This window comes from Gemmatimonadota bacterium (assembly GCA_016713785.1).
Classification (GTDB): domain Bacteria; phylum Gemmatimonadota; class Gemmatimonadetes; order Gemmatimonadales; family GWC2-71-9; genus JADJOM01.
The window spans coordinates 865,838-885,000 of record JADJOM010000003.1; the positions used below are offsets into that span (position 1 = coordinate 865,838).

Below are 19,163 nucleotides of genomic sequence, written 5' to 3' on the forward strand. Positions count from 1 at the left end.
TGGGCGCCCGGCCTAGAAGAAGTTGCCGAGCTTGAAGTGCAGCTGCCACCCCGGTCGCGGGTCGCCGCGCCGGTTGACCTTGTCGAACCCGTAGCCGAGGTCGATGCCGATCGGCCCCAGGGGCGAGAGCACGGCCACGCCGAAGCCGGCGCCGCGGAAGAGGCGGCTGGGGTCGTACTGGCGGGTGGACCGGTAGACGTTGCCGGCGTCGAGGAAGCTGCTGAAGTACAACGACTGGCTCACCCGCGCGCCGGCCTCGACGGTGAAGGCCGCGTACGCCTTGCCGAAGGAGTTGACGCTGGCGGCGGCGCTGCCGCCGGCGCTCGGATCGAATCCGTTCGGGGTGATGGAGAACTCGTCGTAGCCGCGCAGCGGGATGCCGAACTGGGTGCCGCCGAGGGAGTAGAGCTCGGTGTAGAACGGCCCGGCGTCGCCGAAGATGAAGCCGCTCTTGGCCGTCAGGCCCAGCACGAACTGCACCCCGCTGCCCATCGCCGCGTTGCCGCCGGCGGAGCCGAGCGGCGCGTAATAGCGGCTCTCGAAATCGAGCTTGCGATAGTTGCCGGTGCCGCCGAGCACCCCGCCATTGAGCTCCACGGTGGCATTCGTGAGCGCGCCGCCCGTGGCGAACGGCAGGCCGACCCGGGTATCGCGCACGATGCTGCCGCCCACCGTGGAGCGGGTGCAGCGTTCGCAGCGGAACTGCTGCCGCAGGTCGGCGGATCCGCCGGTGTAGCGGATCTGCTGCAGGCCGTACGAGGCGAAAATCCGGGTGAAGCGCGAGCCGAAGAAGGGGAAGCCCAGCTGCAGGTTGCCGCCGACCTGCCGGCGCCGGCCCAGGTCGCCCACCGTGAAGCGCTGGCGCGAGTTGAACAGCGTGATCGTGCCGGACGTCCGGGTCTCGCGGATGGCGGGATCGGTATAGCTCAGGGTGAAGTCGTTGATGTTGCGGCCGAACTGCCACATCAGCCGTCCGCGCTTGCCCCGGCCGAAGAGGTTCGGCTCCTCGAGCCCCAGGAACCCGCCCAGGCCGGTGCCCTGCCCGAGCGAGGCGCCGAAGTTGATGTTGCCGGTGCGCCGCTCTTCCACCCGGAAGGTGATGTCGACGTCCACCCCGTTCTCGGTGGGGCGCACGTCCGGCGGGGCCATGGGCTGCTGGAAGAACCCGAGGTTGGAGACGTTCTGGTAGCTGCGGATCAGCCGGTCCCGGTTGAACAGCTCCCCCGGGATCAGCACGATCGCCTCGCGGACCACGCGCTCGTGGGTGACGTCGTTGCCGACGATGTTGATCTTGTTGATCGTCGCCGGCTCGCCCTCGCGGATGGTCCACTTGAGGTCGATCAGCGGCTCGCCGCCCGGGCCGGTGCGCCGGCTCTCCTCGGGCTCCACCCGCGCGTAGATGTAGCCGTTGTTGCTGTAGAGGTCGCCCACCTCGCTGGTGGCGCTGGCCCACTGCTCGCTGTTGAAGGCCTGCCCCGCGCCGCCGTCCGGGCCGAAGGGGTAGATGGCCATCAGGTCTTCGGTGCTGAAGCGCCGGTTGCCCGCGATCTGGAAGGTCCCGATGGTGTAGGCCGGCCCCTCCTCCACCGCCAGGTGAAGCACCGCCTTGCCGTTGCCGCTGTCCACCGCGACGGAGTCGTGGGTCACCTGGAAGTCGATGTACCCATGGCTGCCGTACCAGCCGGGGAGCCGCTCCCGGACGTCCTGCTGCAGCTTGTCGTCGTCGTACTGGCCCTTCTGCCACCAGAAGAAGCCCTCGGGACGGGTGCTCATGCGCTTGACCAGCGCCTTGTCACTGTAGCGGGTGTTGCCCTCGACCTGGACCTGACTGATCGCCACCCGGTTCCCCTCGTCCACGTCGAAGACGATCCCCACCTGGCCGGGGGCGGGCGCCGTCTCGATCACGCGGACCCGCGCCGCGTAGTATCCCTGGGCGTGGTAGAGCGAATCGATGGCCCCGACGCCGCGCTGCACCGCCGCGCGGTCGATCGGCCGCCCCTCCGCCAGCCGCACCCGCTCCTTGACGCTGCGCTCCGACAGCCGCTCCACGCCCTTCACCGTCCAGCGGGTGAGCAGCGGGCGCTCGGTGACGCGGATGACCAGGATCACGGTGCCCAGCGTGTCCTCGCCCTGGCGCACCGCCACGTCATCGAACTGGCCCGACCGGAACAGCGCGGTCAGCGCCCGCTGGATGTCGCGGTAGTTGGTGGGCTGGCCGATGAGCAGGCCCGCGGTACCGATGATCTGCTGGGCCGTCAGCCGGACATTGCCCTCCACCGCCACGCTGTCGAGCACGGGGGTGGGCGGACCGGCGTCCTGGGCGGTCAGCGGCCCGGACAGGACGGCGAGCAGGGAGAGCGTCAGGAACGCGCGTGAGAGGATCATGCGGAGGGAACGGGCACCGGCGCCCCCCGGGTGGGGGGCGCCGGCGCGTGGAGGCGTCAGGCCTTGGTGCCGCTCAAGGCGCGGAAGGCGAGGCGTTCGCCGTCAGGGGCGACATCCACCTCGATCTCGTCGGTCTTCGTGAACTCGCCGAGCAGCAGCTTCTCGCTGAGCGGGTCCTCGATGTACTTCTGGATGGCCCGCTTGAGCGGGCGGGCCCCGTAGTTCTGGTCGTACCCGTGCTCCACCAGGAACTCGGTGGCCGCCGGGGTCAGCCGGAGGGTCTCCTCGCCGACCCGGCGCTGCACCTCGCGCACCAGGATCGCGACGATCCGGGCGATGTGCTCCTTGTCGAGCGGGTGGAAGACGATGAGGTCGTCGATCCGGTTGATGAACTCGGGGTTGAAGACCTTCTGGATCTCGTCCTTGATCTTCTCCTGCATCTTGTCGAACGAGGTCTTGAAGTCCTGGCCGTGGAAGCCCAGCGTCTTCCCCTGCATGATGTCGCGCGCCCCGACGTTCGAGGTCATGATCACGACGGTGTTCTTGAAGTCGATCACCCGGCCGTAGTTGTCGGTCAGGTGGCCTTCATCGAGCACCTGCAGCAGGATGTTGAACACGTCGGGATGCGCCTTCTCGATCTCGTCGAGCAGCACCACCGAGTAGGGCTTGCGCCGGATCGCCTTGGTGAGCGTCCCGCTGTCCTCGTAGCCCACGTAGCCCGGGGGCGCGCCGATCAGGCGGCTCACCGAGAACTTCTCCATGTACTCCGACATGTCCACCCGGATCAGGGCGGCGGCGTCGGCGAACAGGAACTTGGCCAGGGCCCGCGCCAGCTCGGTCTTCCCGACCCCGGTGGGGCCGCAGAAGATGAACGAGCCGATCGGGTGCTTCGGGTCCTTGAGCCCGGCGCGCGAGCGCCGGATGGCCCGCGAGATGGCCTTGATGGCCTCGTCCTGGCCCACCACGCTCTCGTGCAGCTCGTCTTCCATGCGGAGCAGCCGGGCGGTCTCGTGCTCCTGCAGCCGGGTGACCGGGATCCCGGTCCAGCGCGAGACGATGAAGGCGATGTCCTCCTCGCTGATCACCGGCCGGCGGGTCTGGCGCTCCTTCTCCCACTCCTCCTGCTTGAGGCGGATCTGGGTCTGGAGGTCCCGCTCCTTGTCGCGCAGCGCAGCCGCCCGCTCGAAGTTCTGGTCGCGGACCGCGTCTTCCTTCTCGAGGTTCACCTTCTCGAGGTCGGCCTTGAGGTTGGCCACCTCGGCCGGCGGCACCTGCGAGGCCAGCCGCGCGCGCGCGCCGGCCTCGTCGATCACGTCGATGGCCTTGTCCGGCAGGAACCGGTCGGTGATGTACCGCTCGGAGAGCTTCGCGGCGTCGGCCAGGGTCTCGTCGGGGATCACCACCCGGTGATGGTCCTCGTACTTCTTGCGCAGCCCCTTGAGGATCTCGATGGTCTCGTCGATGGAGGGCGGATCGACCATGACGGTCTGGAAGCGCCGCTCCAGCGCCCCGTCCTTCTCGATGTACTTGCGGTACTCGTTGAGGGTCGAGGCGCCGACGCACTGCAGCTCGCCCCGCGCCAGCGCGGGCTTGAGCATGTTGGATGCGTCGATGGCGCCCTCGGCGGCTCCGGCGCCCACCAGCGTGTGCAGCTCGTCGATGAACAGGATGATCTGCTTGTTCTGCGCGATCTCGTTCATCACGGCCTTGAGCCGCTCCTCGAACTGCCCGCGATACTTGGTCCCCGCGATCACCGCCGCCATGTCGAGCGACAGCACCCGGTGGTCCTTGAGCACGTCGGGGCACAGGCCGTTGGCGATCATCAGGGCCAGGCCCTCGACGATGGCCGTCTTGCCCACCCCCGGCTCGCCGATCAGGACCGGGTTGTTCTTCTTGCGCCGGGCCAGGATCTCCATCACCCGCTCGATCTCCTTGGCGCGCCCGATGGTCGGGTCGAGCTGGCCCTCGGCGGCGAGCTGGGTCAGGTCCCGGCAGAAGTGGTCGAGGGCCGGGGTCTTCGACTTCTTCTCGGACTTGGGCGCCGCGGCCGGCTGGGGCGAGGCCCCGCCCTGCGCCGGCGGCTGGGGCATGTCGCTGCCGAGCAGGCGCAGCGTCTCCGCCCGGCTCTGCTCCAGGTTCACCCCGGCGTCGGTCAGCACCTGGGCCGCGATGCCCTTCTCCTCGCGCAGCAGACCCAACAGCAGGTGCTCGGTGCCCACGTAGCTGTGGTTGAGCTCCCGGGCCTCCGTCATTGCCAGCTCGAGCACCTTCTTGGCGCGCGAGGTGTAGGGAAGATCGGGGCCGGTCGCGGCCGCCGCCTTCCCCTTCTTGACCGTCTCCTCGATCTTCTGCTGGATCTCCTCGAGGTCGACATTCAGGTTCTGCAGCACGGCCGCCGCCACGCCCTCACCCTCACGGATGAGACCGAGGAGGATGTGCTCGGTGCCCACGTATTCGTGGTGCAGCCGCGCCGCTTCCTCGCGCGCCATCTGCAGCACCTTCCGAACCCGGTCGGTGAAGTTGTATCCGTTCATGGCGACTGCCCTCGGCGTCCTGCGTCGTCTTCCAGCATGCCGCGAACGTAGCGCGCGCGGCGCTCATTCAGGTCCGGATCCTCGACGCCCACCCCCGCCTGCGCGGCGAGGTGTGCCGGCTGGGTGTGGATGAGCAGCTTGTTCAGCGTGTACAACCCGCAGCGGTCGACCAGCCCCAGCCCCACCCCGAGCCGCACGCCCGAGAGCAGGTTCATGGTCTCGTCGAAGGAGAGGGTCCGCGCATACCGCAGGAGCGCGTACGCCCGCCAGACCTTGTCCTCGATGATCGTCGGCACGTCCCGCACCAGCACCTCGCGGGCCTGCTCCTCGTACTCCATCACCTGCCGGACCATCTTGGCCAGGTGATCCAGCAGTTCGCGCTCCGTCTTGCCGAGCGTGGTCTGGTTGGACAACTGGAAGAAATTCCCGACGACCTCGCTGCCCTCGCCGTACAAGCCCCGAAAGGTCAGCCCGACCTGCGCCAGACCCTGCAGGACCTTGGTGATTTCCTTGGTCAAGACCAAGCCCGGCAAGTGGATAAGCACCGAGGCCCGGAGCCCCGTGCCGACATTGGTCGGACACGAGGTAAGGTAACCAAACTCAGGGTGAAAAGCGAAAGGAAGTCGTTGTCCCAGTTCGGTGTCCACGCGGTCGACATCCTGGTACGCGGCCTCCAGATCGAAGCCCGACCGCAGACCCTGCAATCGCAGGTGGTCCTCCTCGTTCAGCATCACCCCGGCCCGGGCCTGGACCAGCACCGCCGACCCGGGACGGACCCCCCGCCCCTCCCCCGACCCGGCCAGCTCGCGGCTCACGAGGTGCCGCTCGTGGAGCATCTGGCGGTCCGGCTCCGCCAGCCGGTCCAGCCGGAACAGCAGCGCATCCCGCAGGGAGACGGTCTCGCGGGCCGCCCCGAGCACGTCCTGCAGCACCGCTTCCCGCTGCGTCACCGAGCTCCGGGTGCCGAAGGGGTAGGTCTCGAGGTTGCGGGCCAGGCGGATCCGGGTCGACAGGACCAGGTGACTGGCCGGGCCGCTCCCGTCCAGCCACGCCATCCCGCCGTCGGGGAGCAGGCTCAGGTCGATCACGCCTCGCCCCCCTGGCTGCGCAGCCGGTCGCGCAGCTCGGCGGCCAGCTCGAAGTTCTCGGTGTCGATGGCCAGCTGCAGCTGTTGCCGCAGCTGGGCCGCAGGAGGCTCCGCGGGCGTCGGCTCCCCGCCCCGGACCGCGTAACGCTCTCCCAGGTGGCGGCTGGAGCCGTGCAGGCGGCGCAGCAGGTCCCGGAGGGGGCCCTCGAAGGTGCGATAGCAGTCTGCGCACCCCAGCCGTCCAGATTCGCGGAAGTCGGCCAGCGTTGCACCGCAGGTCGGGCAGGCCCCGGTCGGGGTGATGCCCGGCAGCGCCACCTGGGCCTCGAGTTCCTTGCCCATCGACGCGAGGAAGGTCCCGACCGGCGTCTTGGCCAGGCTGGCGGTGCTCTCCACCCCCTTCTCCGCCGCGCACCGCTCACAGAGGTGGAGCGTGACCACCTGCTCCTGCGCGATCTGGGTGAGATGCACCACCGCATCCCGTTCGTGGCATTGGTCGCAGCGCATTACCGCTCCACCTCCACCCGGTCCACCGGCACCAGACGTCCCTCTTCCACCGCGAGCACCCGGTCAGCCCGGGCGGCCAGCTGCCGGTTGTGGGTCACCACCACCAGCGCGGTCTCGAAATCCCGGGCGAGCGTGGCCAGCAGCTCATGCAGCCGCTCCGCCTGGGCCAGGTCGAGGTTGCCGGAGGGCTCGTCCGCCAGCACGACCCGCGGGTCGTTGGCGAGGGCGCGCGCCACCGCCACCCGCTGCTGTTCCCCGCCCGAGAGCATCTGGGGCCGGTGCAGCAGGCGCTCCGCCAGCCCCACCGACGCGAGCAGCGCCTCCGCCCGGGCCCGCGCCGCCGCCTCGGTCGCGCCGGCAATGCGCTGCGGCAGCATGACGTTCTCCACCGCGGTGAAGTCGCGCAGCAGGTGGTGGAACTGGAACACGAACCCGATCCGCCGGTTGCGGAGCCGCTCGAGGGTGGCGTCCTCGGCGGAGGCGACATCCACGCCGTCGAGCACGATGCTCCCCGCCGTGGGCCGGTCAAGGGCGCCCAGCAGCTGCAGCAGGGTGCTCTTCCCCGCGCCGCTGGCGCCCACGATGGCGATGAACTCGCCCGGCGCGACGTCGAGGTCCACCCCGCTCAGGATCTCGAGCGGGCGGCCGTCGCCGCCGGTGTAAACCCGGCGCACCCCGCGGGCGGAGAGGACGGCGGTCATTCGTGCCGGATCGCTTCCACCGGCTCGAGGCGCGCGGCGCCGCGGCTGGGCGGCACGGTGGCCACGATCGCCAGCACCAGGCTCGCCACCACGATCAGCACCACGTCGAGGGCTTCCACGTGCACCGGGATGTGGTCCACGAAGTAGACCGAGGGGTCGATCCGGATGAGGTTGCCGCGGTCCACCAGCAGCGCGATGCCCAGGCCGCTCACCAGCCCGAGTCCGACGCCCACCAGCCCCACGATCGCCCCCTGGGCCAGGAAGATGCGCCCCACCGCGCCGGCCGGCAGGCCCATGGCCCGCAGGATCCCGATCTCGCGCGTCTTCTCCGCCACCACCATCGTCAGGGTGCCCACGATATTGAAGCCCGCGACCACCATAATGAAGAAGATCACCAGCCCCATCGCGAGCTTTTCCAGCTTGAGCGCGCTGAAGAGGGTCGAGTTCTGGGTCTGCCAGTCGAGCGCCCGGTAGGGGTAGCCGAGCTTCTCCTCGAGCCGGCGTCCGATGGCCGGCGCCTGCCAGGGGTCCGCGAGCCGGAGCTGCACGCCGCTCACCGCGTCGCCGAGGCCGGTGAAGCGCTGGGCCGTTTCCCGGGCGATCAGCACGAACTGGTTGTCGTAGAGGAACATCCCGGTCTCGAAGGTGCCCGTGACCTCGAACTTCCAGTAGCGTGGTACCCCGATGCCGAGCGCACGATTCACCTCCGGCGGCTTGGCGGGCACCAGGGTGACCACGTCGCCGGGATAGACGGTCATCCGCTCGGCCAGCCGGCTGCCCAGCACGATGCCGCCATCCACCTCGGGCCGGGTGGCCCGGAAGGTCAGGTCGCCCCGGGTGATGGCCTGCGGCAGGGTGGTCACCGCCTGGCTGCCGGTGTCCCCCTCCATCCCGAGGACGTTCACCCCCTCGGCGTAATCGGCGCCCGCGCTGAGGACCGATTGGGTGAGGACCTCCGGCGCGGCGGCGAGGACCCCGGGCTCGGCGCGGACCACGTCCACGACATGGCGCCAATCGTCCATCCTGAGCCCGTTCCCGTAGGTGAGCACCCGCAGGTGGGGGTTGGCTACCAGGATCCGCTCCCGCAGGTCGTTGCGCAGCCCGTTCATCACCCCGAGCACCACGATCAGCGCGCAGACCCCGACGGCCACGCCGCCCGTGGCGATGGCCGTGATCAGCGAGACCCGCCCCGAGGACCGCCGACTGCGCAGGTAGCGCCGGGCGATGTCCCGCTCCAGCGGCGAGGGCCACCGGAACAGCTCGCGCAGCCGGACCCCGCGGGCGCCGGCCATGCTCAGTCTTCCGGCCGCATGGCGGGGAACAGGATCACGTCGCGGATCGAGGGCTGGCCGGTCAGCAGCATCACCACCCGGTCGATGCCGATGCCCATCCCGCCGGTCGGCGGCATGCCGTACTCGAGCGCGCGGACGTAGTCCGCGTCGTACGGTTGCGCCTCATCGTTGCCCGCGGCACGCTGCCGCACCTGGTCCTCGAACCGGGTGCGCTGGTCGTCGGGGTCGTTGAGCTCGCTGAACGCGTTCGCGATCTCCCGGCACTGGATGAACAGCTCGAACCGCTCCGTCAGGCCGGGCAGGGAGCGGTGCGCCTTGGCCAGCGGTGAGAGCGGCTTCGGGTAGTCGATCACGAAGGTGGGCTGGGTGAGCTGCGGCTCGAGAAAGGCGGCAAACATCTCGTCGAGCAGCTTGCCCCCGGTGAAGACGTTGACCTCGTCGCGCGGGCGGCCGGCCGCGACCAGGCGCGCCCGCATGACCTCCTCCGTCGCGGTCAGCACGTCCACGCCGCTGTGCGCCCGGATGCCATCCACGAAACCCACCCGGCGGAACGGCGGGCCGAACTCGAGGGGGACCCCGTCGCGCACGAGGCTCGTGCCGCCCCCGCTCACCTCCCCCACCAGCTCCCGGAGCAGCCCCTCGGCCAAGTCCATCATGTCGCCGTAGTCGGCGTAGGCCTGGTAGAGCTCCAGCATGGTGAATTCGGGGTTGTGGGTCCGGTCCATCCCTTCGTTCCGGAAGTCGTGCCCGATCTCGTACACCCGCTCGAGCCCTCCCACCAGCAGCCGCTTGAGGTAGAGCTCGTCCGCGATGCGGAGGTAGAGCGGCATGTCGAGCGCGTTGTGGTGCGTGATGAACGGGCGCGCCGCGGCGCCGCCGTAGAGCGGCTGCAGGATCGGGGTCTCGACCTCGAGGAAGCCGCGGGCGTCGAGGAAGGCGCGCACCCGGGAGATGATCCGGGAGCGGAGCCGGAAGACCTCGCGCACTTCGGGGTGCACCGCGAGGTCCGCGTAGCGCTGCCGGTAGCGGACCTCCGGGTCGGCCACGCCCCCGTGGGTGCGCGCGGTGCCGTCCTCCAGCACCTCGACCTTCGGGCGCGGCAGCGGCTTGAGCGACTTGCTGAGCAGTGCCACCGACGCCGCGCGCACGGTGACCTCGCCCGAGCGGGTCTTCATCAGGCGGCCGCGCACCCCGACGTGGTCGTCGAGATCGAGCAGCTGGACCATCGCCCAGGCGTCGGGACCGAGCTCGTCGCCCCGGAGGTACACCTGCAGGCGCCCCGACTCATCCTCCACGTGCCCGAAGACCACCTTGCCCTTGGGCCGCCAGGCCTGGATGCGCCCGGCAATCGTCACCTCGGGGCCGTCCTCGCCCATGGCGTCATCGTAGAGCGCCAGCGCCGCGCGGGTGGCGTGGCTTCGGGCAAAGCGGTAGGCGAACGGCCGCACCCCGAGGGCCTCGAGGGCGGCGCGCTTCTCGCGCCGGTGCCGCTCCGGCTGGCTCAGGTCGTCGGTCACGCCGCCTTGCCCCCGAACTGCTTCAGGAACGCCTCGATGAAGGCATCGAGGTCGCCGTCCATCACCCGCTGCACGTCGCCCACCTTGAGCTCGGTGCGGTGGTCGTTGACCATGGTGTAGGGCTGGAACACGTAGGAGCGGATCTGGTTGCCCCAGGAGTTGTCGGTCTTGGTGGCCTCGAGCTTGGCCCGCTCGACCTCCTGCTCCTCGAGCTTCTTCTGGTAGATCGCGGCGCGGAGCATCTTCATGGCCGTCGCCTTGTTCTTGCCCTGGCTCCGCTCCTGCTGGCAGGCCACGACCAGGCCGGTCGGGATGTGCGTCAGGCGCACCGCCGAGCTGGTCTTGTTCACGTGCTGGCCCCCCGCCCCGGAAGCGCGGTACACGTCCATCTTGATGTCCTCCTCGCGGAGGTCCACCTCGATGGTGTCGTCGATGTCGGGGTAGACGAAGACCGACGCGAACGACGTGTGCCGCCGGGCCTGCGAGTCGAAGGGCGAGATCCGCACCAGCCGGTGGACCCCCTTCTCCGCCTTGATGAACCCGTAGGCGTACTGCCCCTTGATCTCGATCGAGGCCGACTTGATCCCCGCCTCCTCGCCGTCGACCCGGTCGAGGATGGTGACCTCGAAGTCGTGCCGCTCGGCCCAGCGCACGTACATGCGCAGCAGCATCTCCGCCCAGTCCTGGGACTCGGTGCCGCCCGCCCCGGGATGGATCGTCAGGATGGCGTTGCCGGCGTCGTCGGGGCCCTGCAGCATGGCCTGCAGCTCGAAGTTCTCGACCGAGCGCTCCAGCCGCTCCACCTCGGTGGCGAGCTCTGCCGAGAGGTCGGGATCGGGCTCGGCCTCGAGCAGCTCCACCATCGCGCGGGCATCACCCAGCCGCCGGCCGATGTCAGCCTCCGGCAGGAGCCACGCCTTCAGCCCCTTGACCTCCTGCACCACCTGCCGGGCCTCGTCCCCGCGCGACCAGAACGCCGGGTCCGCCTGGCGGGCCTCCAGTTCGAGCAACCGCTTTTCCTTGGCGGGCAGGTCAAAGAAACCCTCGGATCTGGGAGGTCCGCTGGTCGAGATTGTCGAGCCGTTCGATGAGGTCGCGCATAGTGGCCAGTCTGGTCCGGTACGGGAGTGGTAAGTGGCCTAAGATAAGCGATTTCCCGGCAACTTCACGGCGGCGCCCCGGCCGGGGAACGCGGCCCCAAAAGCCAACGCCGCCGGGATTCCCCCGGCGGCGTGGACGGGCCGCGATGAACGGGCGGCGGGCGGCGCTAGAAGATCCGCTGCCCGCCGGCCAGGATCTCGTTCAGGGCGTCTGTAAAGTACGTGGTGGACTCGGCGAGTTCCTTCCCGACCTGGTCGGTGTACTCCTCCCAGCTCTTCTGGATCTCCTCCTGGAAGAGCTCCTTCAGCGTCCCATTGGCCACCCCTTCCTTGCGCCGGTCCGGGTAATAGACCGCGAGGTCGGAGATCAGCGCCCGAGCCAGGCGCCGCGCCTTCTGCGAGGGATCCTGGGAGAGGAACGGGTTGACCGGCCTCCCGGCGGGCCGGACCGGTGCCACGGGGGCCGCCGCGACCGGCGTGGCTGCTGGCGGCGGTGCGACCACCGGAGGCGGCGCCGGGGCCGGTGGGGGAGCGGCGGGGCGCGCCGGCAGCGCCGGCGGATTGGCCACGGTGGGCCGGACGGCCGGCGGAGGCATCACAGGCGGGCGCGGCATCCCGGTCGCCGGGGGGAACTGCCGTGGCGCCGTTGGACGCGGCGCCGAGGGCACGGCGGGCGGAGCCACGGTCGGCCGGTGCGGCGGCGGCAAGACCGGTGGCGCCGCGGAGGGTGGCGCCACCTCCGGCGGCACCGGCACCGCCGGACGCGGCGCGGTGACCTCCTCGGCCGGTGGGGCGGCCACGGCATGCGGCCCGCTGATCGCGGGGTGCTTGGTCGTTGTGTCGCCCGGGGGCGCGGCGGCCGGCTCCGGCAGCGAGGGCCGCTTCATCGTGACGTCGCTGGGCGGCGGCGGCAGCGGTGGCGCCTCCGGCACGGCCGGACGGCGGGTGGTCACGTCCACCGGCGTGGACGGCGCGGGCGGGAACTCGATCCCCGGCCGGCGCATGGTCACGTCCTCGGTGGTCGCGAGCCCCGGCATCGGCGGCGCTGGCATGACCGGCGGAGCCGGCTCAGCCTGGGCGGCGCGGGTGACCGGGAAGACTGCCGCGCAGACCTTGCAGCGTGCGCGAACCCCCGCCGCCGGCACCTTGGCCGGGTCGACGCGGTAGATCGTCATGCAGGAAGGACAGGTGACGTTCATGCCTCCCCCTAGCGGGCTGCGCCCGGACGCCGGTCACCGGGGTCGTCCGAGTCCGACTGCTGACGCCGATCCACCACGAATACTGAGCCTGGCAGCGTCTTCGCGTAGCTCTTCATTTCGGTCGCCAGCTCGCTCACCTGGGCCGGATGGGTGAACTTGCGGCTCCGGTTGGTCACGATTCCGATCGACAGCGTCATCAGCGGCACCCGGTGCAGCTGGCCCCGCCGGTCCTTCCCGAAGAAGTACCCCGCCCGCCGGTCCTGGTCGTTGTACTGCAGCGGGACCAGGGTGTCGAATACCGACAGGATCTCGGTGCAGATCGGGTTCACCTCGTTGAGCGGCACCACGAAGATGAAGTCGTCGCCCCCGATGTGTCCCACGAAGCCCCGCGTGCCCAGCATCCCCTTGACCACGTCGTGCAGCAGGCGGGACAGCAGGTAGATCACCCGGTCGCCGTCGTAGTAGCTGTACCGGTCGTTGAATTCCTTGAAGTGGTCCAGGTCCGCGTAGCAGACCGCGAACTCCCCGCCTCCCTCGAGCTGCCGCCGGATCTCACGTTCGATCTCGGTGGTCCCCGGGAGGCGCGTGGACGGGTGCACGCTGACGTCCCGCTCCGTGCGGGTCAGGATGGCATCGATCCGGGCCCGCTGCTCCGCCGGCGAGAAGAAGCTGGTCACCACCTCGTCGCTCCCGGCGGCGAACCACCCCTCGACCTGGGCCGGGTCGTGCCGGGCGGACAGCATCACCACCGGGACGATCGCGGTGAAGGCGTCGCTCTTGAGCGTCCGGACCAGCGTGGCCCCACCGGCACCGGCGCGATCGGCATCCACGAACAGGAAGCACGGGAACCCGCGCAGGATGATCGCGTGCACATCGGCCGGGTCGGGGAGCACGAGCAGCGGAAAGTCACGACTCTCCGCCCAGTGCCGAACCAGCTCGGGCACGGTGTCGGCCGCCGGTGCATGGTAGAGAACCGTCGGTCGGGTGCGCAGCCTTGGGCTCCGAAACGAGACGTAAAGGGTGAATTGATCGGAACTTACGGGCGGCACCGGCGGCCGTCAACTGCCGCGCCCCTCACCCGCACACTACGCCGCTCCCCGGGGCCGGGCAAGTGCGCGCGTCACGCCCCCATCCTAGAGGAAGAAGACGGCAATCGCGACCATCGCGTACAGGGCCAGCAGCTGGACCCCCTCGAACCAGTGCGACTCCCCGTCGAGGGTCACGATGGCCGCCAGCAGGGTGGACAGACCCATCGCCACCACCTCGAGGGGGCTGAACACCAGGTTCATGTACTCGCCGCCCACGGTCGGCCCGAAGACCGCCCCGGCGAAGACCAGCACTGGCGCCACCAGCAGCGCCACCTGGGCGCTCGATCCCATGGCGATCTGCAGGGCGAGGTCGATCTTGCCCTTTCGGGCCACGACGATCGCGGTCGCGTGCTCCGCGGCATTGCCGATGATCGGGATGATGATCAGGCCAAGGAAGGTCTCGGAGAGCCAGGTCGTGCCGGCGGTCACGCCCTCGACCGCGTGCACCAGGATCTCTGACTCGACCGCCACGCCGACGGTGGCGAGTGCCAGCACCCCGATCGCCGCCGGCACGCTCCACAGCGGCCCGGAGGTCGGGTGGGGGTCGCCGCTCAGGATGCGTTTGTGGGTCTTGAGGGAGAACAGCAGCGAGAAGGCGTAGGTCAGCGCCAGCACCACGGCCACGGCCTCGGACAGGTGCAGTTCGGTGAGGATCGCCGCGTCGCCCTGGTGCGTGCTGTGGAAGAGGGTCGGGAAGATCAGCCCCGTGACGGCGAGCGCCATCATGCCGGCGCTCATCCCCGCGGTGGTGCGATTGAAACGGATGATCGACTTGCCGAGCCCGCCCGCAATGAGGGAAAGGCCGAGGATCAGCAGCAGGTTGCCAAGGATGCTGCCCGTGATCGAGGCCTTGACCAGCTCGATCTTGCCGGCCTGCAGCGCCACGATGGCAATGATGAGCTCGGCTGCGTTGCCGAAGGTGGCGTTGAGCAGGCCGCCCAGTGCCGGCCCGGTCCGGGCGGCCAGGTGTTCCGTGGCCTCGCCCATGTAACCGGCGAGGGGGAGGACGGCCACGCAGGCCATCCCGAAGACGAGCAGCGGAGGGAACCCCCCGGCAAACCCCAGGTAGAGACTGGCCGGGACGGCCAGCAACGGCAGCTTCCGCCAGGTCAGGAAGGGTTCGTGCACCGGGGCGATCCGCGGGGGGCCCTCGTTGCGGCTGAGGCGCGGCTCCTCGCGGACCGGGCCGGACTCCTCCCGGCGCTCCCCACGCCGCGGTGTCTCCGCCCGCTCCGCCCTGCCCTCGGCGCGCTCCGGACGCGGTGGCCGCTCGGCCTTCGGTGCCTTCTCCGGGCGGGGCGGACGTTCCGGCTTCTCGGTCCGTTCGGCCTTCTCCGCCCGTTCCTGCTTCTCCTGCCGCTTGGGGGCCTTCTCCGGACGGGACGCCGGAGCGGCGGTCTCGGCAACCGGCGCGGCCGCGGGCGCCTCGAAGCCCAGTGCCTCCCGCACCTTGGCCACGGGCACGCCCAGGTCCCCAAGGCTCGCGGCCACCACCCCGCGGCCATCGGTCAGGAGCGCCCCGAGCAGCTGCTGCGCGGTGGGTTCGCCGCCTCCGGCGGCACCCCGCGCCTGCTCGAGGGCGCGCCGTGCGCCGGAGCGGAGGCTGATGGCCTCCGGGTCCGCGGGCGTGCCCTTGCCCTGGGGACAGCGCTTCTCGATCCGTTCCCGAAGCTGGTCCGGGGTGGCGGCAAAGGTGCCGAGGACGGTCAGCAGGGCCGGTTCCGCCCCCTGGACCAGGGCGAGGAGGAGGTGCTCGGTGCCGACGTAGTCGTGTTGCAGCCGGGCGGCCTCGGTACGGGCCGCGGCAAGAAAGTCGCTCAAAGCGGCTTCGCCTCGTCGATCAGCATGATGGGGATGCCGTCCTCGACCGCGTAGACGAGGCGGCAGGCGTGGCAGAGGAGCGCCTCGGGGGCGGTGGCGCGGTACTCGAGGTCGCCCTTGCACTTGGGGCAGACCAGGATCTCGAGCAATTCGGGCGCGAGCGTCATGGGGTCACCCTCGGGGCTCGGGAAAGCCGAGCTCGGTGAGGAGATGGGCCTTGCGGCGCCAGTCGCGGGCCACCTTGACCCAGCAGTCGAGGTACACCTGCTCACCGAGCAGGTCCTCGAGGCGCGCACGGGCGTGCTGGCCGATCGCCTTGAGGGTCCGGCCGCCTGCCCCGATCACGATGCCTTTCTGGGATTCCCGCTCCACCAGGAGCGAGACACGAATGTACACTGGCTTCGTGTGCTCGCGGAACTCCTCGACCTGGGCGGCCACGGCATAGGGGACCTCGTCTTCCAGCAGCTGGAAGGCGGCTTCCCGGAGGAACTCGGTGGCGAAGAACCGGAGCGGCTGGGTGCCAAGGTCGTCCGCCGGGTAGGCAAACGGTCCCTCCGGCAGGTAGGGCGTGACGGCGGCGACCAGTTCGGGGATGCCCTCGCCCGTCTCCGCCGACACCACGATGGCCCCCGCCGGCGCCGCCCCGGGGGCGAGGTCGCCCTTGGTATACACGGTCAGGACCGGCGTGGCGCCCGGGCTGGGGAGCCCGGTGAGGGGCCAGAAGGGGGGCGCGGGCCCGTCGGGGGCGGGGTGCAGGTGGAGGATGAGGTCCACCCGTCCGAGCTCCTCCTGGGCGAGCCACCGCATGCGCTCGTGGAGGGCGTATTCCGGGTCGAGCAGGCCGGGGAGGTCGTGGAGGATCAGCTGGCTGTCGGGGGTGCTGTGGAGGCCCACCACGGGCAGTCGGGTGGACTGGGCCTTGGGGCTGACGATGGCCAGGTGGGCGCCGACGAGGCGGTTGAGGAGGGAGGACTTGCCGGCATTGGGGCGTCCGGCGAGGGCGACGTGACCGGTTCTGGGCATGGGGAAACGTAGCGGGAGGGGGCGGCAAAAAAGCGAGCCCGGATCCAGGGGGATCCGGGCTCACGGGGGTGGCTGGCGACGGCCTACTCTCCCACGCCCTCTCAGGCGTAGTACCATCGGCGCTACAGGGCTTAACTGCCGGGTTCGGAATGGGACCGGGTGTGGCCCCTGCGCGCTAGTCGTCAGCCATTCGGTTGGGCGCCGTGCAGGACGGTGCCCACTGAGTGGCAACTGGAGGCTGGATGACGCAAGGGAATTTGGGAGAGATCAAACTTCACGGGCGATTAGTACGGCTCGGCTGAAGGGATCACTCCCCGTGCACCTGCCGCCTATGTACCTGGTAGTCTTCCAGGGCCCTTCAGGGAGCTTAAGCTCCAGGAGTGTTCATCTTGGGAAAAGTTTCCCACTTAGATGCATTCAGCGGTTATCTTCGCGCGACATCGCTACCGGGCGCTGCTCCTGGCGGAACAGCCCGTACACGAGCGGTCGCTTCGTCTCGGTCCTCTCGTACTAGAGACGAGGTCCCTCAACACTCCCACGCCCACGACGGATACAGACCGAACTGTCTCACGACGTTCTGAACCCAGCTCATGTGCCACTTTAACCGGCGAACAGCCGGACCCTTGGGACCTTCTCCAGCCCCAGGATGTGACAAGCCGACATCGAGGTGCCAAACCGCGCCGTCGATATGAACTCTCGGGCGCGATAAGCCTGTTATCCCCAGCGTACCTTTTATCCGATGAGCGATGACCCGTCCACACGGGATCACCGGATCACTTAAGCCGACTTTCGTCCCTGCTTGCGCTGTCGCGCTCGCAGTCAGGCGCCCTTTTGCTTATACACTCAACGTGCGATTACCGACCGCACTGAGGGCACCATCGCGCGCCTCCGGTACATTTTGGGAGGCGACCGCCCCAGTCAAACTACCCACCAGTCACGGTCCTCGGCGGTGTTGCCGCCTGAGTGAGATCGTTAGTAAAAGAAGGGTGGTATTTCACTGATGCCTCCCTCCAGGCCGAAACCTGGAGATCAACGGCTCCCACCTATGCTACGCAGCTGATACCGACGATCAATGACAGGTTGTAGTAAAGGTGCATGGGGTCTTTTTGTCCTGTCGCGGGAAATCGGAATCCTCACCGATACTGCTATTTCGCCGAGCTTACGGAGGAGACAGCTGTCAAGTCGTTACGCCATTCGTGCAGGTCGGAACTTACCCGACAAGGAATTTCGCTACCTTAGGACCGTTATAGTTACGGCCGCCGTTTACCGGGGCTTCGGTTCGTCGCTTCGCCTTGCGGCTGACGACTTGCCTTAACCTTCCGGCACCGGGCAGGCGTCAGTGTCTATACGTCGCCTTGGAAAATGGCTTAGCAGACACCTGTGTTTTTGTTAAACAGTCGCTTGACACGATTCTCTGCGGCCCACTTGCGTGGGCACCCCTTGTCCCGAAGTTACGGGGTCATTTTGCCGAGTTCCTTCTCCGTAAATCACTCGAGCACCTTAGGCTGCTCGCCTCGCCTACCTGTGTCGGATTACGGTACGGTCAACAATTGTCCTGGTTCGCGAAGCTTTTCTTGGCAGCGTGCGTCGATCGCCCTTTGCGGAACCTTGCGGTCCCTTCGGCATCGCCACTCGACTAACCCCGCGGATTTGCCTACGGGGCAACGTCTACCTGGCTTACAGCGGATAATCCACCCACCCGCCGGCGGTCTTGCTCCTGCGTCCCTCCTCGAACTCGTAACGGCCAACTGTTGGTACGGGAATGTTGACCCGTTTCCCATCGTCTACGCCTCTCGGCCTCGACTTAGGGTACCGACTGACCCTGAGCTGATTGCCATGGCTCAGGAACCCTTAGGCTTACGGTGACCATGGTTTTCACATGGTTTCTCGCGTACTTAATCCGGCATCCTCACTTCTGATCGCTCCACCGGAAGGCTTCCGCCCCGGCTTCATCGCTCTCAGAACGCTCCGCTACCCCTCTGCACTGAGTGCAGAAGACGAGGCTTCGGCGGGGGGCTTAAAGTCCCGACCATTATCGGCGCAACCTCGCTTGACTGGTGAGCTATTACGCACTCTTTAAAGGAATGGCTGCTTCTAAGCCAACCTCCCAGCTGTCACAGCAAGATCACATCCTTTGCTACACTGAGCCCCCACTCCGGGGCCTTAGCCGTCGTTCTGGGTTCTTTCCCTCTCGCCGCTGTACATTAGCGCACAGCGACTGCCTCCCGGGCAGCATTCCATGGGCATTCGGAGTTTGGTTGGGGGAGGTAACGTTATTCACGTCCCGGACCCATCCAGTGCTCTACCTCCCAGGAACTCATTTCCCGAGGCTATACCAAAATATATTTCGCGGAGAACCAGCTATCCCCGAGCTTGATTGGCCTTTCACCCCTACCCTCAAGTCATCCGAGCGGTTTTCAACCCACATCAGTTCGGTCCTCCACCGCCTGTTACGGCGGCTTCAACCTGCTCAAGGGTAGATCGCCACGGCTTCGGGTCTGCCCCCACGTACGAAGTCGCCCTATTCAGACTCGCTTTCGCTACGGCTCCGGCCCTGAAGGCCTTAACCATGCACGTGAGGAGCAACTCGCCGGATCATAATGCAAAAGGCACGCAGTCAGGGCCCCGAAGGACCCCTCCTACAGCTTGTCAGCACACGGTTTCAGGTTCTGTTTCACTCGCCACCTGGCGTACTTTTCACCTTTCCCTCACGGTACTAGTGCACTATCGGTCATCGAGGAGTATTTAGGCTTGGAGGGTGGTCCCCCCTGATTCGCGCAACATTCCACGTGCGCCGCGCTACTCGGGATACCACTAGGGGCCGTACGCAACCGGTTACAGGGCTGTCACCTTTTCTAGCGGGCCTTTCCAGGCCGCTTCACCCTCGCGTCGTGCATCCCACGTCGTGG

Annotated in this window: 13 protein-coding genes and 2 rRNA genes (1 of these 15 cut by a window edge); all 15 read right to left on the reverse strand. The window is 68.5% G+C overall.

The window, feature by feature from the left end; genetic code table 11:
- Positions 1-12: 12 nt before the first annotated feature.
- Positions 13-2,385: an outer membrane protein assembly factor BamA gene (gene bamA / locus IPJ95_11840; protein MBK7924303.1), complete on the reverse strand. Its 2,373-nt coding sequence runs from the start codon at positions 2,383-2,385 to the stop codon at positions 13-15.
- A 56-nt stretch (positions 2,386-2,441) separates the two neighbouring features.
- A complete protein-coding gene (locus tag IPJ95_11845) occupies positions 2,442-4,919 on the reverse strand; it encodes an ATP-dependent Clp protease ATP-binding subunit (protein ID MBK7924304.1) in 2,478 nt (825 codons plus the stop codon).
- On the reverse strand, positions 4,916-6,007 hold the full coding sequence (locus tag IPJ95_11850; GenBank protein ID MBK7924305.1) for a protein arginine kinase: 1,092 nt from the start codon (positions 6,005-6,007) through the stop codon (positions 4,916-4,918). Before IPJ95_11850 ends, IPJ95_11845 begins: the two co-directional genes overlap by 4 nt.
- Positions 6,004-6,513: a UvrB/UvrC motif-containing protein gene (locus IPJ95_11855; protein MBK7924306.1), complete on the reverse strand. Its 510-nt coding sequence runs from the start codon at positions 6,511-6,513 to the stop codon at positions 6,004-6,006. Before IPJ95_11855 ends, IPJ95_11850 begins: the two co-directional genes overlap by 4 nt.
- Positions 6,513-7,214, reverse strand: a complete 702-nt coding sequence (locus IPJ95_11860) for an ABC transporter ATP-binding protein (protein ID MBK7924307.1) — start codon at positions 7,212-7,214, stop codon at positions 6,513-6,515. The genes IPJ95_11855 and IPJ95_11860 overlap by 1 nt, the downstream gene beginning before the upstream one ends.
- On the reverse strand, positions 7,211-8,506 hold the full coding sequence (locus IPJ95_11865; GenBank protein ID MBK7924308.1) for an ABC transporter permease: 1,296 nt from the start codon (positions 8,504-8,506) through the stop codon (positions 7,211-7,213). The genes IPJ95_11860 and IPJ95_11865 overlap by 4 nt, the downstream gene beginning before the upstream one ends.
- A 2-nt stretch (positions 8,507-8,508) precedes the next feature.
- The gene (gene lysS / locus IPJ95_11870) at positions 8,509-10,023 is read right to left on the reverse strand and encodes a lysine--tRNA ligase (protein MBK7924309.1); all 1,515 of its coding nucleotides are present in this window, start codon (positions 10,021-10,023) and stop codon (positions 8,509-8,511) included.
- A protein-coding gene (prfB, locus tag IPJ95_11875; GenBank protein MBK7924310.1) for a peptide chain release factor 2 occupies positions 10,020-11,124 on the reverse strand; the annotation gives its coding sequence in 2 pieces (ribosomal slippage) (positions 10,020-11,057 and positions 11,059-11,124; 1,104 coding nt in all). The genes lysS and prfB overlap by 4 nt, the downstream gene beginning before the upstream one ends.
- Positions 11,125-11,290: 166 nt before the next feature.
- On the reverse strand, positions 11,291-12,298 hold the full coding sequence (locus IPJ95_11880; protein ID MBK7924311.1) for a hypothetical protein: 1,008 nt from the start codon (positions 12,296-12,298) through the stop codon (positions 11,291-11,293).
- Between the two features lie 32 nt (positions 12,299-12,330).
- Positions 12,331-13,266, reverse strand: a complete 936-nt coding sequence (locus tag IPJ95_11885) for a diguanylate cyclase (GenBank protein MBK7924312.1) — start codon at positions 13,264-13,266, stop codon at positions 12,331-12,333.
- A 189-nt stretch (positions 13,267-13,455) separates the two neighbouring features.
- Entirely contained in the window at positions 13,456-15,231 is a 1,776-nt protein-coding gene (gene cax, locus IPJ95_11890; GenBank protein ID MBK7924313.1) for a calcium/proton exchanger, read from the reverse strand.
- Complete coding sequence (locus tag IPJ95_11895) at positions 15,228-15,398, reverse strand: Trm112 family protein (GenBank protein ID MBK7924314.1); 171 nt, start codon at positions 15,396-15,398, stop codon at positions 15,228-15,230. Before IPJ95_11895 ends, cax begins: the two co-directional genes overlap by 4 nt.
- 4 nt (positions 15,399-15,402) lie before the next feature.
- The gene (gene era / locus IPJ95_11900; protein MBK7924315.1) at positions 15,403-16,254 is read right to left on the reverse strand and encodes a GTPase Era; all 852 of its coding nucleotides are present in this window, start codon (positions 16,252-16,254) and stop codon (positions 15,403-15,405) included.
- A 70-nt stretch (positions 16,255-16,324) separates the two neighbouring features.
- Positions 16,325-16,441: ribosomal RNA gene (rrf, locus tag IPJ95_11905) — 5S ribosomal RNA — on the reverse strand.
- Positions 16,442-16,517: 76 nt separating this feature from the next.
- A 23S ribosomal RNA gene (locus tag IPJ95_11910) occupies positions 16,518-19,163 on the reverse strand (it continues 290 nt past the right edge of the window).

Coding starts and splice junctions, on each gene's coding strand:
- IPJ95_11865 (MBK7924308.1), bottom strand. CDS start 8,506: ATGGCCGGCGCCCGCGGGGTCCGGCTGCGCGAGCTGTTCCGGTGGCCC.
- IPJ95_11880 (MBK7924311.1), bottom strand. CDS start 12,298: ATGACGATCTACCGCGTCGACCCGGCCAAGGTGCCGGCGGCGGGGGTT.
- IPJ95_11860 (MBK7924307.1), bottom strand. CDS start 7,214: ATGACCGCCGTCCTCTCCGCCCGCGGGGTGCGCCGGGTTTACACCGGC.
- bamA (MBK7924303.1), bottom strand. CDS start 2,385: ATGATCCTCTCACGCGCGTTCCTGACGCTCTCCCTGCTCGCCGTCCTG.
- IPJ95_11855 (MBK7924306.1), bottom strand. CDS start 6,513: ATGCGCTGCGACCAATGCCACGAACGGGATGCGGTGGTGCATCTCACC.
- IPJ95_11895 (MBK7924314.1), bottom strand. CDS start 15,398: ATGACGCTCGCGCCCGAATTGCTCGAGATCCTGGTCTGCCCCAAGTGC.
- IPJ95_11845 (MBK7924304.1), bottom strand. CDS start 4,919: ATGAACGGATACAACTTCACCGACCGGGTTCGGAAGGTGCTGCAGATG.
- era (MBK7924315.1), bottom strand. CDS start 16,254: ATGCCCAGAACCGGTCACGTCGCCCTCGCCGGACGCCCCAATGCCGGC.